At 70.4% G+C, this 15,342-nt stretch carries 14 protein-coding genes; 7 read left to right on the top strand and 7 right to left on the bottom strand.

What is annotated here, in order from left to right; all coding sequences use genetic code 11:
* Positions 1-17: 17 nt before the first annotated feature.
* From ACQPWZ_RS10095 to ACQPWZ_RS10085, 3 genes are all read right to left on the bottom strand, one after another.
* Complete coding sequence (locus ACQPWZ_RS10095) at positions 18-860, bottom strand: MOSC domain-containing protein (RefSeq protein WP_433571144.1); 843 nt, start codon at positions 858-860, stop codon at positions 18-20.
* 94 nt (positions 861-954) lie between these two features.
* Positions 955-2,424 (bottom strand): rifampin monooxygenase, encoded by a 1,470-nt coding sequence (rox, locus tag ACQPWZ_RS10090; RefSeq protein ID WP_433571143.1) that lies wholly within the window; start codon positions 2,422-2,424, stop codon positions 955-957.
* Positions 2,425-2,619: 195 nt separating this feature from the next.
* Positions 2,620-3,222 carry a GNAT family N-acetyltransferase gene (locus tag ACQPWZ_RS10085; protein ID WP_340472706.1) on the bottom strand — a complete coding sequence of 201 codons (603 nt, stop codon included), beginning with the start codon at positions 3,220-3,222 and terminating at the stop codon, positions 2,620-2,622.
* Between the two features lie 151 nt (positions 3,223-3,373).
* Between ACQPWZ_RS10085 and ACQPWZ_RS10080 the strand changes: the two genes are divergently transcribed.
* Positions 3,374-4,522 carry a serine hydrolase domain-containing protein gene (locus ACQPWZ_RS10080; protein WP_433571142.1) on the top strand — a complete coding sequence of 383 codons (1,149 nt, stop codon included), beginning with the start codon at positions 3,374-3,376 and terminating at the stop codon, positions 4,520-4,522.
* A 194-nt stretch (positions 4,523-4,716) separates the two neighbouring features.
* Here the strand turns inward: ACQPWZ_RS10080 and hemC are convergent, their stop codons facing one another.
* Positions 4,717-5,652, bottom strand: a complete 936-nt coding sequence (gene hemC, locus ACQPWZ_RS10075) for a hydroxymethylbilane synthase (RefSeq protein ID WP_327684638.1) — start codon at positions 5,650-5,652, stop codon at positions 4,717-4,719.
* A gap of 184 nt (positions 5,653-5,836) precedes the next feature.
* Here hemC and ACQPWZ_RS10070 point away from each other — a divergent pair, with 184 nt between their 5' ends.
* The 5 genes from ACQPWZ_RS10070 (at position 5,837) to ACQPWZ_RS10050 (ending at position 11,943) form a co-directional block, all read left to right on the top strand.
* Entirely contained in the window at positions 5,837-6,706 is an 870-nt protein-coding gene (locus ACQPWZ_RS10070; RefSeq protein WP_356699053.1) for a HalD/BesD family halogenase, read from the top strand.
* A 115-nt stretch (positions 6,707-6,821) separates the two neighbouring features.
* Entirely contained in the window at positions 6,822-7,679 is an 858-nt protein-coding gene (locus ACQPWZ_RS10065) for a class I SAM-dependent methyltransferase (protein WP_340472703.1), read from the top strand.
* A 13-nt stretch (positions 7,680-7,692) separates the two neighbouring features.
* A complete protein-coding gene (locus tag ACQPWZ_RS10060) occupies positions 7,693-9,519 on the top strand; it encodes a choline/carnitine O-acyltransferase (RefSeq protein ID WP_433571141.1) in 1,827 nt (608 codons plus the stop codon).
* A 170-nt stretch (positions 9,520-9,689) separates the two neighbouring features.
* Positions 9,690-10,112 carry a hypothetical protein gene (locus ACQPWZ_RS10055; protein WP_340472701.1) on the top strand — a complete coding sequence of 141 codons (423 nt, stop codon included), beginning with the start codon at positions 9,690-9,692 and terminating at the stop codon, positions 10,110-10,112.
* Between the two features lies 1 nt (position 10,113).
* Positions 10,114-11,943, top strand: a complete 1,830-nt coding sequence (locus ACQPWZ_RS10050) for a CHAT domain-containing protein (protein WP_340472700.1) — start codon at positions 10,114-10,116, stop codon at positions 11,941-11,943.
* A 210-nt stretch (positions 11,944-12,153) separates the two neighbouring features.
* On the opposite strand, the gene glnA is transcribed toward ACQPWZ_RS10050, so the two are convergent.
* Positions 12,154-13,563, bottom strand: coding sequence for a type I glutamate--ammonia ligase (glnA, locus tag ACQPWZ_RS10045; RefSeq protein ID WP_340472699.1), 1,410 nt, complete (start codon positions 13,561-13,563; stop codon positions 12,154-12,156).
* Positions 13,564-13,794: 231 nt separating this feature from the next.
* Between glnA and ACQPWZ_RS10040 the strand changes: the two genes are divergently transcribed.
* Positions 13,795-14,262 carry an RDD family protein gene (locus ACQPWZ_RS10040; protein ID WP_340472698.1) on the top strand — a complete coding sequence of 156 codons (468 nt, stop codon included), beginning with the start codon at positions 13,795-13,797 and terminating at the stop codon, positions 14,260-14,262.
* 95 nt (positions 14,263-14,357) lie between these two features.
* Here the strand turns inward: ACQPWZ_RS10040 and ACQPWZ_RS10035 are convergent, their stop codons facing one another.
* Together ACQPWZ_RS10035 and ACQPWZ_RS10030 are read right to left on the bottom strand one after the other, a co-directional pair.
* Entirely contained in the window at positions 14,358-15,065 is a 708-nt protein-coding gene (locus tag ACQPWZ_RS10035) for a DUF4191 domain-containing protein (RefSeq protein WP_340472697.1), read from the bottom strand.
* A gap of 19 nt (positions 15,066-15,084) precedes the next feature.
* Entirely contained in the window at positions 15,085-15,294 is a 210-nt protein-coding gene (locus ACQPWZ_RS10030) for an SCO2195 family GlnR-regulated protein (protein WP_327684647.1), read from the bottom strand.
* Positions 15,295-15,342: the final 48 nt, after the last annotated feature.

Genomic DNA, 15,342 nt, shown 5'->3' with positions numbered 1-15,342 from the left:
GCGGGGGCAGGGTGAGTTCAGGCAGCCGGGCCGGACGCCGGCTCCGCCACCACGGTGTCGCCCACGGCGAGCGTGCCGTGCCGTACGACCGCCGCCTTCATGCCGAAGCTCACCCTGTTGTCGTACGCGGGCTCCCGCCGGTACCCGGCGAGCGTCCGGATCGGTTCGGGACCGGCCCGCAGCCCGGTGAGCTGGTCCACCATCGGCACCGCGCACCGCACCGCCCGTACGGCGTAGGCGAGTCGGGCCGTTCCGATGTCCAGTTGCCGCATGTCGTCCTCGGCGTGCGGGGCGTCGCAGCCGGCGAGCACGATGTTCGGCCGGAAGCGGTCCATCGGAACGGGGGCGGCTCCGGCGGCCTCGATCCGCGCGTTGAGACCGTCCAGCGAAGCCTGCGAGGCGACGAGGACGGCATGCGCGTCGGCGAACCCCACCTTGCCGGGCGTCTCGCCCCACCCGTCCCGGTCGAACCCCGGCGGCACCCGCACCAGCCGTGACTTCGCCCCCAGCACCTCGGAGAACCACTCGGCCACGGCGTCCCCCTGATCGGCGCCCTCCCCGATGTCCCGCCCGAACATGCTCACCGGCCGCCGCTCACCGTCGCGGTCGACGTCCAGCAGCAGACTCCCGACCCCGTCGGCGGACAGCCGCAGCACGGCACCGCCGTCGACGATCTCGGGCCGGACGGCGGCCATCGCCGGCAGCGTCCGCTGACTGCGGAAGGACCCGTCGGCAGCGTCGACGACCATGAACGTACGGTCGTGCTCCAGCCCTGTCTCCCCGACCCGGGAGGACTCGACGCCCGTACCGGCACAGCCCTTGACCGGGTAGTACGTCAGTTTCTGCACAGTGATCCCCATGCTGTCCGATCGTACGGCCGAGGCCCGGGGGAGCGGACCGGGACCGGCGAGGCTGGGCACGCGCGACCCCGGCGGCCCCGGCGGCGGCTCGCGCTCAGCCCGCCGCCGCGCCGAACCACCGCGGCAGCCCGTCCATCAGATCCCGTTGGTCCTCACCCACCCACGCCACGTGGCCGTCCGGTCGCAGCAGGACCGCGGGTGCGTCCAGTTCCTCGCTGACGTCGACGACATGGTCGACCCGGTCCGCCCAGCCCTCCGCCGAGAGGCGGCCGGTCTGGTCGAGCAGCAGGCCGCGCCCCTCGTGCATCAGCCCGTAGAGGCGGCCGCGCTTCAGCTGTACGTCCCGCAGCCGGCTGCCGAGCAGGTCATGGCCCTCGCCGAAGTCGTAGCGGACCTCGACCGCGGTGACCATCCCGGTCACGTACCGGTTCACCTCCTCGAAGTCCATCAGCCTCCCGAGCAGTTCCCGCAGCGCGGTCGCCCGCGGATCGCTCCCCAGCATCGTCATCTGCGCCCGGGTGTTGTCCAGCACGCGGGCCCCCACCGGGTGCCGTTCGCAGTGGTAGCTGTCCAGCAGGCCCTCCGGTGCCCAGCCGTCGACCGCCGCGGCCAGCTTCCAGCCGAGGTTGAACGCGTCCTGCACGCCCAGGTTGAGCCCCTGCCCGCCGGTCGGCGGGTGGATGTGCGCCGCGTCGCCGGCCAGCAGCACCCGGCCGACCCGGTAGCGCTCGGCCTGCCGGGTGGCGTCGCCGAAACGGGACAGCCAGCGCGGCGAGTGCACGCCGAAGTCGGTGCCCGCGAAGGCCCGCAGCTGCTTCGTGAACTCCTCCAGCGTCGGCGCGGTGGCACGGTCCTCGGCCACCCCGTCGGCGGGCACGACGACACGGCACACCCCGTCCTTGTCGGGGGCGCCGACGCCGAACCGCAGATGGGACTTGCGGACTTCCTCGACGACGGCGGCGACCGTCGCCGGGTCCTCGGTCACCTCCATCTCACCCAGCAGCGTCTCGACCGTCGCGGGCTCACCGGGGAAGCCGACACCGAGCAGCTTGCGCACGGCGCTGCGGCCGCCGTCGCACCCGACGACATAGCGCGAGCGCAGGTGCGTGCGTCCCCCGCCGGCCACGCCCTCATGTGCGGGGGCGCCCCCACTCGCCAGCTCGACACTCACCCCGTGCTCGTCCTGGCTCAGCCCGACGACCTCGCAGCCGCGCCGGATGTCGGTGCCGAGTTCGACGGCGCGCTCCTCCAGCAGCCGCTCGGTGACCGGCTGCGGGGTGGCGACGCCGTACGGATGCGCCGTGTCCAGCCGCTCCGGCCACGGCTTCACGATGCCGCCGAAGAGACCGCCGACCCGGAACTTCTCACTGACCGCGAGGAACCGGTCCAGCAGGCCGCGCTGATCCATCACCTCGACACTGCGCGCGTGCAGACCCTGCCCGCGGGACTCCCCGGTGCGCTTGGTCAGCTTCTCCAGCACGACCACCTGCACGCCGTGCAGCCGCAGCTCGCAGGCCAGCATCAAACCGGTCGGTCCGCCGCCGACCACGATCACGTCAATCATCAGAACGCCCATTCAACGAGACTGGATTCCGGCCGTCCCCGCGCCTGTCGCGCATCTACTGTTTCCGCAGGTCCTGGCTTCGGCGGATCATTCTGCGGGACGACCGGGGCCTTGCCGCAAGCCCCCCGGTGCGCTATACGTTGAGAGTGGCAAGGAGTCGAACTCTCCTTGCCCTTTCTCGTCTCAGGGCACCTTTCACCCGCTGCGGAGGCGGGCCCCGAGTCCCTCCCTCACCGCCGGCCACTCGTCGGCCAGGATCGAGAAGTAGACCGTGTCCCGCCAGGTGCCGTCCGGGCGCAGGCGGTGGCGGCGCAGGACTCCCTCCCGCCGGGCGCCGAGGCGCGCGATCGCCTTCTGGGAGCGGAGGTTCATGTGGTCGGTCTTCAACTGGACGCGGCCCATGCCCAGTTCCTCGAAGGCGTGGGTCAGGAGCAGCAGCTTCGTCTCGGTGTTGACCGCCGTACGCCAGAACGCACGGCCGTACCAGGTCCAGCCGATCTCCAGGCGCTCGTTCTCCACGTCGACGTCCATGTACGTGGTCCAGCCGACCGCCCGGCCGGTGGAGCGGTGGACGACAGCGAAGGGGATGTACGTGCCACGCGCGGCGCTGTCGAGCAGAGCGCCCAGCTTCTCGCCCAGTTCGTCCTGGGTGTGCGGTGCCGGCCCGCCCTGCCAGCGCCAGACCTCCTCGTCACCGCCACCCGCGGCGAACAGATCCGGGAGGTGATCCGTGGTGAGGGGTTCGAGGCGTACGTGGTGGCCGGTCAGGGTGACGGGCGCGGGCATCGTGGTGGGCATGCGCACCGACGCTAGCCGGATTATGTACTAGCCGCAACATGTTTTCGCACTAGTGCAAAAGAGTGGGAGGTTCCCGCGCATCCGCCGATGATTCCCCGCCGCAGTGGAAGTCTGTCTCTGCGACGGCACCCGGCGAGCAGAAGGTGGAGCGATGACCAGCCTGCACGACATCCTGAACGACCAGGTCGACAAGGGATCGGTGCCCGGAGCCGTGGCCCTGGTGGCCCGGGGCGACCGGGTCGAGGTGGAGACCGCCGGGTCCGCCGACGCCGACGGCACCGCCCCGATGGCCCGGGACTCGATCTTCCGCATCGCCTCGATCACCAAGCCCGTCGTCGCGGCCGCGGCCATGATGCTCGTCGACGACGGCCTCGTCGCGCTGGACGAGCCCGTCAAGAACTGGCTCCCGGAGCTGGCGTCACCGGCCGTCGTGCGCACCCCGGACGCCCCGGTCGACGACGTGGTCCCGGCCGCCCGGCCGGTCACCCTCTTCGACCTGCTCACCTTCCGCGCCGGATACGGCTTCCCGTCCGACTTCTCCCTGCCCGCGGTCGCCCCGCTGTTCGGCGATCTCCAGCAGGGCCCGCCGCAGCCGCAGACGGTCGCCGGGCCCGACGCGTGGATGGCGGCCCTGTCCCGCATCCCGATGCTGCATCAGCCGGGCGACACCTGGCTGTACAACACCTGCTCCGACATCCTCGGCGTACTGATCGCCCGGGCCGGCGGCCGGCCGCTGCCCGAGTTCCTCCAGACGCGGCTGTTCGACCCGCTCGGTATGACCGACACGGCCTTCGCCGTCCCGGCCGGCAAACGCGGCCGTTTCACCTCCGCCTACCGGGAGGGCCAGTCGGGCGGCCTCGACCTGGTCGACGCCCCCGACGGGCAGTGGAGCACCCCGCCCGCGTTCCCCTCGGGTGCGGGCGGGCTGGTCTCGACCGCCGACGACTGGCTCGCCTTCGCCCGCATGCTCCTCGCCGGGGGGACCGTCGACGGCCGCAGGCTGCTGTCGGCCGCATCCGTACGGCAGATGACCACCGACCATCTGACGGCGTCCCAGCGCGCGGACAGCGAACTGTTCCTGGAGGGCCAGGGCTGGGGGTTCGGTGGATCGGTCGACGTCGCGGCCGTCGATCCCTGGAACGTGCCGGGCCGCTACGGCTGGGTCGGCGGCACCGGGACGGCGGCGCACATCACGCCGTCCACCGGCACGGTCTCGATCCTGCTCACCCAGCGGGAGATGAGCGGGCCGACCCCGCCGGCCCTGATGCGCGAGTTCTGGCGGTACGCGGCCGACGCCTGAGCCGTGGTCGTACGAGGGCGGGGCACCCGGCACCTCACGGGCACCGGGCACCTCACGGGCGCCGGGCACCTCACGGGCGCCGGGCACCTCACGGGCGCCGGGCACCTCACGGGCACCCGGCACCTCACGGGCCGGGGCGCCGGGCCTCGCGCGTACGCCTCCGTCACGCGCCCGAGTGGTACCTCAGCGAGACCTCAGTGCGCGATCCCGTCGATCAGCTCCCGCGCCCCCTGCCGCAGCAGCGCGACCGCCACCGACGTCCCGAGCGTCGCCGGGTCCAGCGGGCCCGCCCACTCGTGTGCGTTCAGCACCCGCTTGCCGTCGGGCGTGAAGACCCGCGCCCGCAGCGACAGGTCCCCGGAGCGCTCCGCCCGCGCGTACCCGGCGATCGGCGAGTTGCAGTGGCCCTGAAGAACATGGAGGAACATCCGCTCGGCCGTCGCCTCCCGGTACGCCGCCGGATCGCCGAGCCCGCTCACCGCGTCGATCGTCGCGGTGTCGTCCTCACGGCACTGGAGCGCCAGGATTCCCGCACCGATCGGCGGGCACATCGTCTCGACCGACAGAACCTCGCTGATCACGTCCGTACGCCCGATGCGCTCCAGACCGGACACCGCGAGCAGCAGCGCGTCCGCGTCCCCGGCCGCGAGCTTCTCCAGCCGCCGGTTGGCGTTGCCCCGCATCGGCACGCACTCCAGCTCCGGGTGCGAGGCGGCCAGTTGCGCGATCCTGCGCACCGAGGACGTGCCGATCCGGGTCCCGGCCGGCAGCTCGTCCAGGGTCAGCCCCTCGGGATGGATCAGCGCGTCCCGGATGTCGTCCCGCTCCAGGAAGGCGGCGAACGTCGTCCCGGCCGGCAGCGGCCGGTCCGCGGGCACGTCCTTCACGCAGTGCACCGCCAGATCCGCCTCCCCGGCGATCAGCGCCGCATCCACCTCCTTGGTGAACGCGCCCTTTCCGCCAAGCTTGGCCAGGTCCCCCATCCAGCGGTCCCCTGACGTGGTGACGGGCACGACCTCGGTACGGATTCCGGGGTGCAGCGCGGTCAGTTCGGCGCGGACGCGCTCGACCTGGGCCAGAGCCATGGGCGAGGAGCGGGAGACGATACGGATGAGGTCAGGCGCAGACATGCGGACCACCATAGAGCGTCCCGCTCGACGATCGTTCCACTCCCGGCCGACTCCCGGCACGTTCACCGCCCGGCCACACCCCTCTGCGCAGTGTGACGAGTCACAGACAACCCGGCGGTGCTGTGGGAGCTTCAACTCTGCTGCTCTTCAGGTGAGTTGGGATCAAGGATGAGGGACTGATCGAATGAGCACCCTGGAAGCCCTGCCACTCGGCCATGTGGTCGACACCGCCCGCTACCCCCTGTCCGACCTCGATGGCGCCGAAGGACAGGCCGTCGTGTCCCGCGCGCGTCGCGAACTCGCCGCCACCGGCTGCACCGTACTGACGGACTTCATCCGTGCCGACCTGCGCGACGTGCTCCGGCGGGAGTGCGCGGACATCGCCCCCCGCGCCCACTTCGACGTCGAGACCGTCAACGTCTACAACATCGCCGTCGACTCCGACCTCCCGGACGGACATCCCGGCCGCACGACCTTCCGGCGGGGCAACGCCTTCGTCGCCCGCGACCGGGTCCCCGAAGCCTCCCTCATCAGCAGGCTGTACACCCATCCCGACGTCCAGTCCTTCGTCGCCCGCTGCTTCGGCCTCCCCGAACTGCACGAACTGGCGGACCCGCTGTCCGGTCTCGTGCTCAATGTCGTCGAGCCCGGTATGGAACACCCCTGGCACTTCGACACGAACGAATTCACCGTGAGCATGCTGACCCAACAGGCCGACGCGGGCGGTGTCTTCGAGTACTGCCCCGGCATCAGGTCCGCCGAGGACGAACGCTTCGACGACGTACGGGACGTGCTTCAGGGGCGCGGTGAGCGGCTCGTCCGCCGGCTGCCGCTGCAACCCGGTGACCTTCAGCTGTTCAAGGGCCGTTACTCACTGCACCGCGTCAGCCCCGTCCGCGGCGACCTCGCCCGCCACTCCGCGATCTTCGCGTACAGCGAGCGCCCGGGCGTCATCGGGAGCGTGGCGAGGACCCGCCAGCTGTTCGGGCGGGTGCTGCCCGAGCACATCGAGGCGGAGGGGCGGGCGGTCCGCGGCGACCGGCTGCTCGACTGACGTACGGCCCGGAAGCCGGCCGAGCAGCCGATCGGCCGGCGACGTACGGCCCCCGGCGCGCGGTGACCCGCCGCCGTTCCCCGGCGCATTCCCCCTGGCGACCCATCGAGGAGTCATGCCTGTGCGTTTCGACGCGACCGGAAAAGTCACGCTCGACCACATCTACACGCAGCCGGACCCGCGCGCCTACTTCAGCGTGCTGCGCCCCCTCGGCTACTGCGTTCCCCAGCAGGCCAAGCCCTATTTCGAGAAGCTGATCAAGGAGTACCGGGAGGCCCGGCACGTCGAGGTGCCCCAGGTGCTGGACATCGGCTGCTCGTACGGGATCAACGCCGCCCTGCTCAAGTACGACGCCACCATGGACGAGTTGTACGCCCGCTACTGCGGCGACGAGAACCGGGACACCGCCGCGCAGGACACACGGTCGCGAGAGGAACTGGTGGCCCGGGACCGCGGACTGTCCCGGTCGCGGCGGCCCGCCAACGGCCTGCGCGTCGTCGGACTCGACACCTCGGCGCCCGCGCTCGACTACGCCCGGGAGACCGGCTTCCTCGACGAGGCCGTCCACGCCGACCTCGAACGGAACGAGCCGACCCCTCGCCAGCGGGCCCAGTTCGCCGGGACCGACCTGGTGATCTCGACGGGCTGCCTCGGCTACGTCACCGAACGCACCCTGCTGCGTGTCGTCGAGGCGCAGGAGGGCGGCCGGCCGTGGATGGCCCACTTCGTGCTGAGGATGTTCCCCTTCGACTCCGTCGAACGCGCGCTGGAGGGCCTCGGCTACCGGACGATCCTGGTCGACGAGGTCTTCAAACAGCGCCGTTTCGCCTCCCCGGAGGAGCAGGCTCTCGTCCTCGACGGCATGTCGGCCGCGGGGGTGGATGCGCGGGGCCTGGAGGCGGAAGGCTGGCTCCACGCACAGCTCTATCTCTCCCGGCCGCAGGACACACCACCCGTGCCCACCACGATCTGAATCGAGTACAGAAGTGAAGATCAGTCAGGAAGCAGCAGGCAATGCGACCTTCGCCCAGGAGGAGAGCCTGCCGCGGGTACCGCTGCCCGCCCTCGAGGCGAGCTGCGAGCGGTTCCTCACCTGGTGCGCGCCGCTGCTGTCCGCCGGCGAACTGGAGGCGACGCGGGCGGAGGTGGCCGAGTTCCTCCGCCCGGACGGCCCCGGCCGGGTCCTGCACAGCGCCCTGGAGGAGTACGACGCCACCGAGGGCGTGCACAGCTGGCTCGACACCTTCTGGCCGTACCGCTACCTGGGCCGCCGGGACCGGATCGCGCTCAACGCCAACTTCTTCTTCCTCTTCCAGGACTCCGACAAGCCGCAGGTGGAACGCGCGGCCGGGCTCGTCGCCGGGGCCCTCAACTACAAGAGGCAGCTCGACCAGGGTCTGATCGAGCCGGTGGTGCAGCGGGGCGTACCCCAGTCGATGGTGCAGAACGCCTTCCTGTTCTCCGCCACCCGCATCCCCGGGGCGCAGCTGGACTCCGTCCGCGCCCCGTACACCGACGCCTGCCCGGGGCCGTCCCCGGCCCGGCACATCGTCGTCTTCTTCCGCGGCGCGATGTTCCGGCTGGAGGTGCTCGGACCGGACGGTGCGCCGCACAGCCTGGAGGACCTCGAGGCGGGCCTGTGCGCCGTCATGAAGGCCGGGGGTGAGCCCGACGCCGACACCTCGGCGGGCCACTTCACCACCATGGCCCGCGCGGAGTGGGCGGCCACCCGCGAGTCCCTGATCACCGGCCACCCCGTCAACGCGGCGGCTCTCGACGACATCGAGACCGCGCTGTTCTGCGTCGCTCTGGAGGACTTCGCCCCGGCGGACATCCAGGAGGCCTGTGACGAGCTGCTGTACGGCGACCGCGGCAACCGCTGGTTCGACAAGGCCGTGTCCCTGATCGTGTTCGCGGACGGCCGGGCCGGTATCAACGTGGAGCACTGCGAGCTGGACGGGACGACCATCCTCAGCTTCGTCGACGCGCTGCTGAACACCCCGGCGGAGGAACAGTCCCGGCAGTCCGGCGCCCGCCCGCAGGGCCTGCCGGCCCTGGAGCCCATCGTCTTCGAACTGGACGAGGCCTTGCGCAACCAGGCCCAGGCGGCCGCCGAGGCGTTCGCCGCGTACGGGGCCGCAACGGCCACCAGGACCGTGTCCTTCGAGGACTTCGGCAGCAGCACGGCGAAGGCTCTCGGGGTGTCGCCGGACGCCTTCGTCCAGGTCGCCTACCAGCTCGCCCACCGGCGCGCGAAGGGGCATGTGGGCGCCACGTACGAGTCGATCGCCACCCGGCAGTACCGGTACGGGCGCACCGAGGCGATGCGGGTCGTCACCCCCGAGATGGTGACGTTCACGGACACGATGGAGGACCCGTCGACGGACACCGCGACCCGTCGCGCGGCCTTCCACGCCGCTGCCCGCGCGCATGTGACCCGCGCGAAGGAGTCCCAGGCGGGCCAGGTCCCCGAGCAGCACCTGTGGGAGCTGGAACTGATCCAGCGCCGCCGGGGCACGGAACTGGGCGTTCCGGAACAGCCCGCGCTGTACCGCAGCCCAGGCTGGCTGACGCTGCGCGACGACTACCTGAGCACGAGCTCGGCACCCTCGGCCAACATCCAGTACTTCGGCTTCGGCTCGACGAGCAGCCGCTGCATCGGCATCGCGTACGTCCTGCTCCCGGAGCGCTTCAACCTCTACCTGAGCACACCCCTGGCGGTGGCGGACCAGATGGAGAGCTTCGCGGAGGAGCTGCGGGGGGTGGTGGCGGAACTGAGGGGGCTGCTGGCGCCGGAGGGTTCGGCGAGCTGAGCGGCCGGTGACGAAGGGGCCGCCATCCCGAAGGGGGTGGTGGCCCCATCGCGTGATCATCGGATATCGAAGTATCGATGCGTCTTTCACTGCCTCTGCCCCTTGTTGGCTGCGGTGGGCAGTTTGTGATTCGCCCCTGCCGGTGCGACGACGGCTGCTAGCTTCGGCCCATGGGGAACCAGATGCACGTCCAAGTGCCTGCGGATCTATGGGAGTTCCTGGACCGTGAGGACTTCGATTCAGTCGACTTCTTCCGCAGTCCGGACCAGTGGGCGCAGGTGGCACAGGGAGTGATCACCGTCGCGGACCAGGGCTTGGGGGTGGGGGCGAATCTGGTCACGGTGATTCTGGGCCGGGATGCCATCGCGTCGTTCGTCGAGCAGGTGCGGACCTGGAGCGGCCGACGTCGGGCAGCGGAGCCGCCGGGGGAGTTCGCGGCCGAGCTCACCGTCCGGGCGGGCGACACGGAGTCCCGGATCACCATCACCCGCACAGGACCGGCCGACAGTGCGGCGGAACTGGACACCGAGGCATTGGCGAGGCTGCTGGCCTCGGCCATGAGCGGAAGCCGCGGCGAGGACCGGACAGGCTGAGGTGTTCCGCCGATCCGAGAAATCGCGGTACCTGGCGTCAGCCCGGGCCTACAAAGAGATCCAGGACCGCTTCAACGCGGCGATGGCGAGCGGAACGGGCCTGGAGGACGTCAGGGACGACGTCTGGGATCTCCAGATGAAGCTGGTCATGGAGTTGGCCAGAGACGCACCGTCCACGGCCGTCGCCGGGCCACTGCAATCTGCCGCGCGCTTGTCGTTCCAGATCGAATGCAGCACCGGCGTGGACTGGGTCCGCACCACCACCTCCGGACTCGCCTTCGCCGCGGCATGTGCGTCCGCGGAGGCCTTCTTCGGCCGTCGCGGCGAACCCATGCCGCGTGATCTTCTCGGCGAGATGCGCGGCGTGGCCATGCTCGCCGCCTACGCGGGACATCGCTGCGGGGTGCCTCTCGTGGGCGTCATGGTTGCCGAGGCGATCACTTCGCTGTCGCTCGGCGACCGGATGGTGGCGAGAGAGCTGACGGCCACCGTCGAAGACGAGGGGCCCGAGGCGCTCCAGCAGCTCCTGGACGCGCTTGTGCAGCAACCGGATGTCCCCTTCCGCCAGGCCGGCAGAGCGGCGAAGCGGGCCAAGGAGTCCGGTCTCGGCATGCCGGAGATCATGCAGCAGACGTTCGAACGGGACTGGTTGGCCCGGGAGGCACCGGCCGGAAAGCAGGGGTTGGTCACGTCACCCTTTGCCGTCGCCTCGGTTCGGGCAGCAGCTTCCAGCGGGCGGACCCTTGTGTATCTCGCCCCAGGTCCCAGGAGTGGCGCCGCGCTACGGATCAATCCCCCCGATGCCCACCGGGAGATGTGTGAAAGCGTCGAACTCCCCGACCTGGACATCGACGCCGTTCGCAGCCAGGTGCAACGGATCCGGGAGGCGTACGCCGGGGCGCAGAGCGGAAGCATCGGAAGGAAGGCACTCGCCAGGGTGATCCGCAGCGTCCTTGACGGCGTGGCATCGGCATTCTGGGCCCCGCTGCTGAGCAGCTGGCCGGATCTCCGGGACACCAGGATCGCTCTCGTGCCGCTGGGGCATTCCGCCTTGCTCCCCTTGTACACGTCGCCGGTGGACGGAACGCCCGCCTGTGGCCTGCTGGATGTGACCGTGGTTCCTTCCGGCAGGGCGCTGTTCCTGGCGTCCACGTGGCCGGAGCCGGCGGACAGGAATGTCTTCGTGGCGGCCGATCCGTGGTACGGCGCGGGAGAGATCCCACGCACCGTTCCCGAGGCACGAGAAGTCGCAGCGGCGCATGGTGTCGAACCACGACTGTCCCGGGGGCCGGGGGAGGCCGTGCCCGGAGATCGGGCACGCTCGGACGGAGACCCGTTGCGAACGTTTCGCGGGGCGGGAGCGGGCCCCGGCCCGACGGGGAGCGACCGTGTGCCGGATGACGTCGTCCGGCGGCTGTCCGAGGCATCGCTGATCCATCTCGCCTGCCACGGCGACCTGCAATCGGACGAACCACTGACGTCGTCGCTGCTCCTCGACGACCGGTTGCCCTTGTCCAGCTTGTTGGAGCGGGACCTGCGTCCGGGAGCGACCGTGGTCCTGTCCGCTTGTGAACTGGGAAGCATCGCCGGTGACCTCCCGGACGAGCAGCTCGGCTTCCCGGCCGCTCTGCTGGCGATGGGTGCCCGCTCGGTCATTGGCGCGCTGTGGCCGGTACCCGACGAGGACGACACGGTGGACCTGATGGTCGACACGCATCGTGGGCTGTCGAACGCGTCGGCGACGCTCGCACTCGGCCGGGCGATACGGCGATCGCACGAGCTCGGCGTACCGGCGTCGGTCTGGGCGTCGTTCACACACTTCGGCGCGTGAAGGTGCGGGGGCCGCGCCTCAAGGGCCCGCACTTCCAGCCCGTCCGGCGATCGAGGACATGCCCGCAGGGCATGCGGGACAGGCCGGCCCGCAGGAATGGCCTGCGCGAAAGCAAAAGGCCGCCGACCGTGCCTCCCGCAAGGGAAGTGCACGGCCGGCGGCCCACAGACGGCCCAGGCGAGCGGAACCCCGCTCCGACCTGGGGTCTTTCTAGATGTCGAAGTACAGCTCGAACTCGTGCGGGTGCGGCCGCAGCTGGATCGGGGCGATTTCGTTCGTCCGCTTGTAGTCGATCCACGTCTCGATCAGGTCGGACGTGAACACGCCGCCCGCCTGGAGGTACTCGTTGTCCGCCTCCAGGGCCTCCAGCACCGCCGGGAGCGACGTCGGGACCTGCGGGACGCCCGCGTGCTCCTCGGGGGCCAGCTCGTAGAGGTCCTTGTCGATCGGCTCCGCCGGCTCGATCTTGTTCTTGACGCCGTCCAGGCCCGCGAGCAGCAGGGCCGAGAACGCCAGGTACGGGTTCGACGACGGGTCCGGGGCGCGGAACTCGACGCGCTTGGCCTTCGGGTTCGAGCCCGTGATCGGGATACGCATCGCAGCCGAGCGGTTGCGCTGCGAGTACACCAGGTTGACCGGCGCCTCGAAGCCCGGGACCAGGCGGTGGTAGGAGTTCACCGTCGGGTTGGTGAAGGCCAGCAGCGACGGCGCGTGCTTGAGGATGCCGCCGATGTAGTAGCGGGCGGTGTCCGACAGGCCCGCGTAGCCCTGCTCGTCGTAGAAGAGCGGGGTGCCGCCCTGCCACAGCGACTGGTGGACGTGCATGCCCGAGCCGTTGTCGCCGAAGATCGGCTTCGGCATGAAGGTCGCGGTCTTGCCGTTGCGCCAGGCGACGTTCTTCACGATGTACTTGAAGAGCATCAGGTCGTCGGCCGCGGCCAGCAGCGTGTTGAACTTGTAGTTGATCTCGGCCTGGCCGGCGGTGCCCACCTCGTGGTGCTGGCGCTCGACCTGGAGACCGTTCTTGTCCAGCTCCAGAGAGATCTCGGCACGCAGGTCGGCGAAGTGGTCGACCGGCGGGGCCGGGAAGTAGCCGCCCTTGTAGCGGACCTTGTAGCCGCGGTTGTTCTCGAGCGCACCGGTGTTCCAGGCGCCGGCCTCGGAGTCGATGTGGTAGAAGCTCTCGTTCGCCGACGTCTGGAAGCGGACGTTGTCGAAGACGTAGAACTCGGCCTCCGGGCCGAAGTACGCGGTGTCCGCGATGCCGGTCGACGCGAGGTAGGCCTCGGCCTTCTTGGCGATGTTGCGCGGGTCGCGGCTGTACTGCTCGCCCGTGATCGGGTCGTGGATGAAGAAGTTGATGTTGACGGTCTTGTCGCGGCGGAAGGGGTCGACCCGGGCGGTCGACAGGTCCGCGCGGAGCGCCATGTCGGACTCGTGGATGGCCTGGAAGCCGCGGATCGACGAGCCGTCGAAGGCAAGCTCGTCGTCCGGGTCGAACGCCGCTGCGGGGATCGTGAAGTGCTGCATCACGCCCGGCAGGTCGCAGAACCGGACATCGACAAACTTGACATCTTCGTCAGCGATGAACTTCTTCGCGTCGTCGGCGTTCTGGAACATCCAACTCCTCCTACTCCCGACCCGGGAGGGGCGGGGTTGCAGCTCGGTTGTGCGGCCAGTGCGGTGGCACACGCTGGGACCCGACCATAGGCAGACGGGATTTCTCCAGCATGACCCATTTGTTTCGCCCAAGTTAACCGGGCGGGGTGGATCGAGAGGGTGACATGCCCGGGAGGAACGGCCGGGGGCCCGGGCGGAAGGGTGCGAATGCGGGCGCAGTACCGTGGACGGGTGGACAACAGGCAAGCAATCGGATCGTGGCTGTCCGGCCCCCGCGCGGCGGCCGAGGACATGGGCGCCGAGTTCGGTCACCGGGGCCGGCGGCTCGGTCTGCCGGAGTCGGGGCCGGGTTCCATCGCCCCGCTCGGGCGGCGCTTCGGCGCCCTTTTCATCGACTGGGGGCTCTGCCTCCTGATCGCATACGGACTCTTCGCCCAGGGTGACCGGCAGGCGGCCGGCAACTGGGCTCTCGGCATCTTCCTCGCCCTGGGGCTGCTGACCGTGGGCACGGTCGGTTTCACCCCCGGCAAGCGGCTCCTCGGGCTGCGCGTCGTGTCCGAGGACGGCGGCCGGCTGGGCATCGTCCGGGTCGCCGTGCGGACCGTACTGCTCTGCCTCGCGATCCCGGCCCTCATCTGGGACCGGGACGGCCGTGGACTGCACGACCGCCTGGCCCGCGCCGTGCAGGTCCGGATCTAGAACACGCAGCAGAGAACGCAGAAGGGGCGGCCGGGACATGTGTCCCGGCCGCCCCTTCTGCGTATTCGTCGCGGTATTCGTCGCGCGTGGGCGCGTCAGCGCGTCTTGCCACCGCGCGGCATCCGCATGCCCTTCGGCATCGGACCCTTCGGCAGCGGCATGTTGCTCATCAGATCGCCCAGCGCTCGCAGCCGGTCGTTGGCGGCCGTGACCTGCGGTCCGGTCAGTACGCGGGGGAGCTTCAGCATCGTGGTGCGCAGCTTCTTCAGCGGCACCTGACCCTCGCCGTCGCCCACCACGATGTCGTGCACCGGCACGTCCACCACGATGCGCGCCATCCGCTTCTTCTCGGCCGCGAGCAGCGACTTCAGCCGGTTCGGGTTGCCCTCGGCCACCAGCACGATGCCGGCCTTGCCGACGGCCCGGTGGACGACGTCCTGGCTGCGGTTCATCGCGACCGCGGGCGTCGTCGTCCAGCCGCGGCCCACGTTCTGCAGGACGGCGGCCGCCGCACCCGGCTGGCCCTCCATCTGTCCGAACGCCGCCTTCTCGGCCCGGCGCCCGAAGATGATCGCCATCGCGAGGAAGGCGAGCAGGAAGCCCAGGATCCCGAGATAGATGGGATGACCGATCAGGTAACCGATCGCGAGGAGGACGCCGAACGTGACGATTCCCACACCCGCGAGGATCAGACCGATCTTCGGGTCGGCCTTCCGGGTCATCTTGTACGTCAGGGCGATCTGCTTGAGCCGCCCGGGGTTCTCAGCGGACTCGCCGCTGTCAGAGTTTGCCTTCCTCGCCATACCGGGAAGTTTACGTGGCCTAGGAAGTGCGTCCGGCCACGGCCTCGAGTACGTGCTGGGCCTCGACGCGGTCCTTGGCCCGGCGGCGGTCCTCGAGGACCGATGTCCAGGCGTTGCGCCGGGCGGTGCGCTGCCCGCTGCCGAGGAGCAGTGACTCCATGGCGCGCAGGGCGTCGGTGACGGACGGGATGGCGGTTGCGCGTACGGGACGTACTGGCGCGGCCTGCATGGTGACGGTCCCCCTCGGGGTGGGTGACGACGGAGTGCGGGTGTGCTC

The organism is Streptomyces sp. CA-251247 (genome assembly GCF_050952975.1).
Lineage (GTDB): Bacteria > Actinomycetota > Actinomycetes > Streptomycetales > Streptomycetaceae > Streptomyces > Streptomyces achmelvichensis.
The sequence above is the reverse complement of the archived record's forward strand: the minus strand, read 5'-3'. Positions and strand labels throughout refer to the sequence as shown.

Bases quoted from the DNA above. Each gene is read 5' to 3' on its own strand.
- ACQPWZ_RS10095 (WP_433571144.1), bottom strand. From the start codon at position 860: ATGGGGATCACTGTGCAGAAACTGACGTACTACCCGGTCAAGGGCTGT.
- rox (WP_433571143.1), bottom strand. From the start codon at position 2,424: ATGATTGACGTGATCGTGGTCGGCGGCGGACCGACCGGTTTGATGCTG.
- ACQPWZ_RS10085 (WP_340472706.1), bottom strand. From the start codon at position 3,222: ATGCCCACCACGATGCCCGCGCCCGTCACCCTGACCGGCCACCACGTA.
- ACQPWZ_RS10080 (WP_433571142.1), top strand. From the start codon at position 3,374: ATGACCAGCCTGCACGACATCCTGAACGACCAGGTCGACAAGGGATCG.
- hemC (WP_327684638.1), bottom strand. From the start codon at position 5,652: ATGTCTGCGCCTGACCTCATCCGTATCGTCTCCCGCTCCTCGCCCATG.
- ACQPWZ_RS10070 (WP_356699053.1), top strand. From the start codon at position 5,837: ATGAGCACCCTGGAAGCCCTGCCACTCGGCCATGTGGTCGACACCGCC.
- ACQPWZ_RS10065 (WP_340472703.1), top strand. From the start codon at position 6,822: ATGCCTGTGCGTTTCGACGCGACCGGAAAAGTCACGCTCGACCACATC.
- ACQPWZ_RS10055 (WP_340472701.1), top strand. From the start codon at position 9,690: ATGGGGAACCAGATGCACGTCCAAGTGCCTGCGGATCTATGGGAGTTC.
- glnA (WP_340472699.1), bottom strand. From the start codon at position 13,563: ATGTTCCAGAACGCCGACGACGCGAAGAAGTTCATCGCTGACGAAGAT.
- ACQPWZ_RS10035 (WP_340472697.1), bottom strand. From the start codon at position 15,065: ATGGCGAGGAAGGCAAACTCTGACAGCGGCGAGTCCGCTGAGAACCCC.
- ACQPWZ_RS10030 (WP_327684647.1), bottom strand. From the start codon at position 15,294: ATGCAGGCCGCGCCAGTACGTCCCGTACGCGCAACCGCCATCCCGTCC.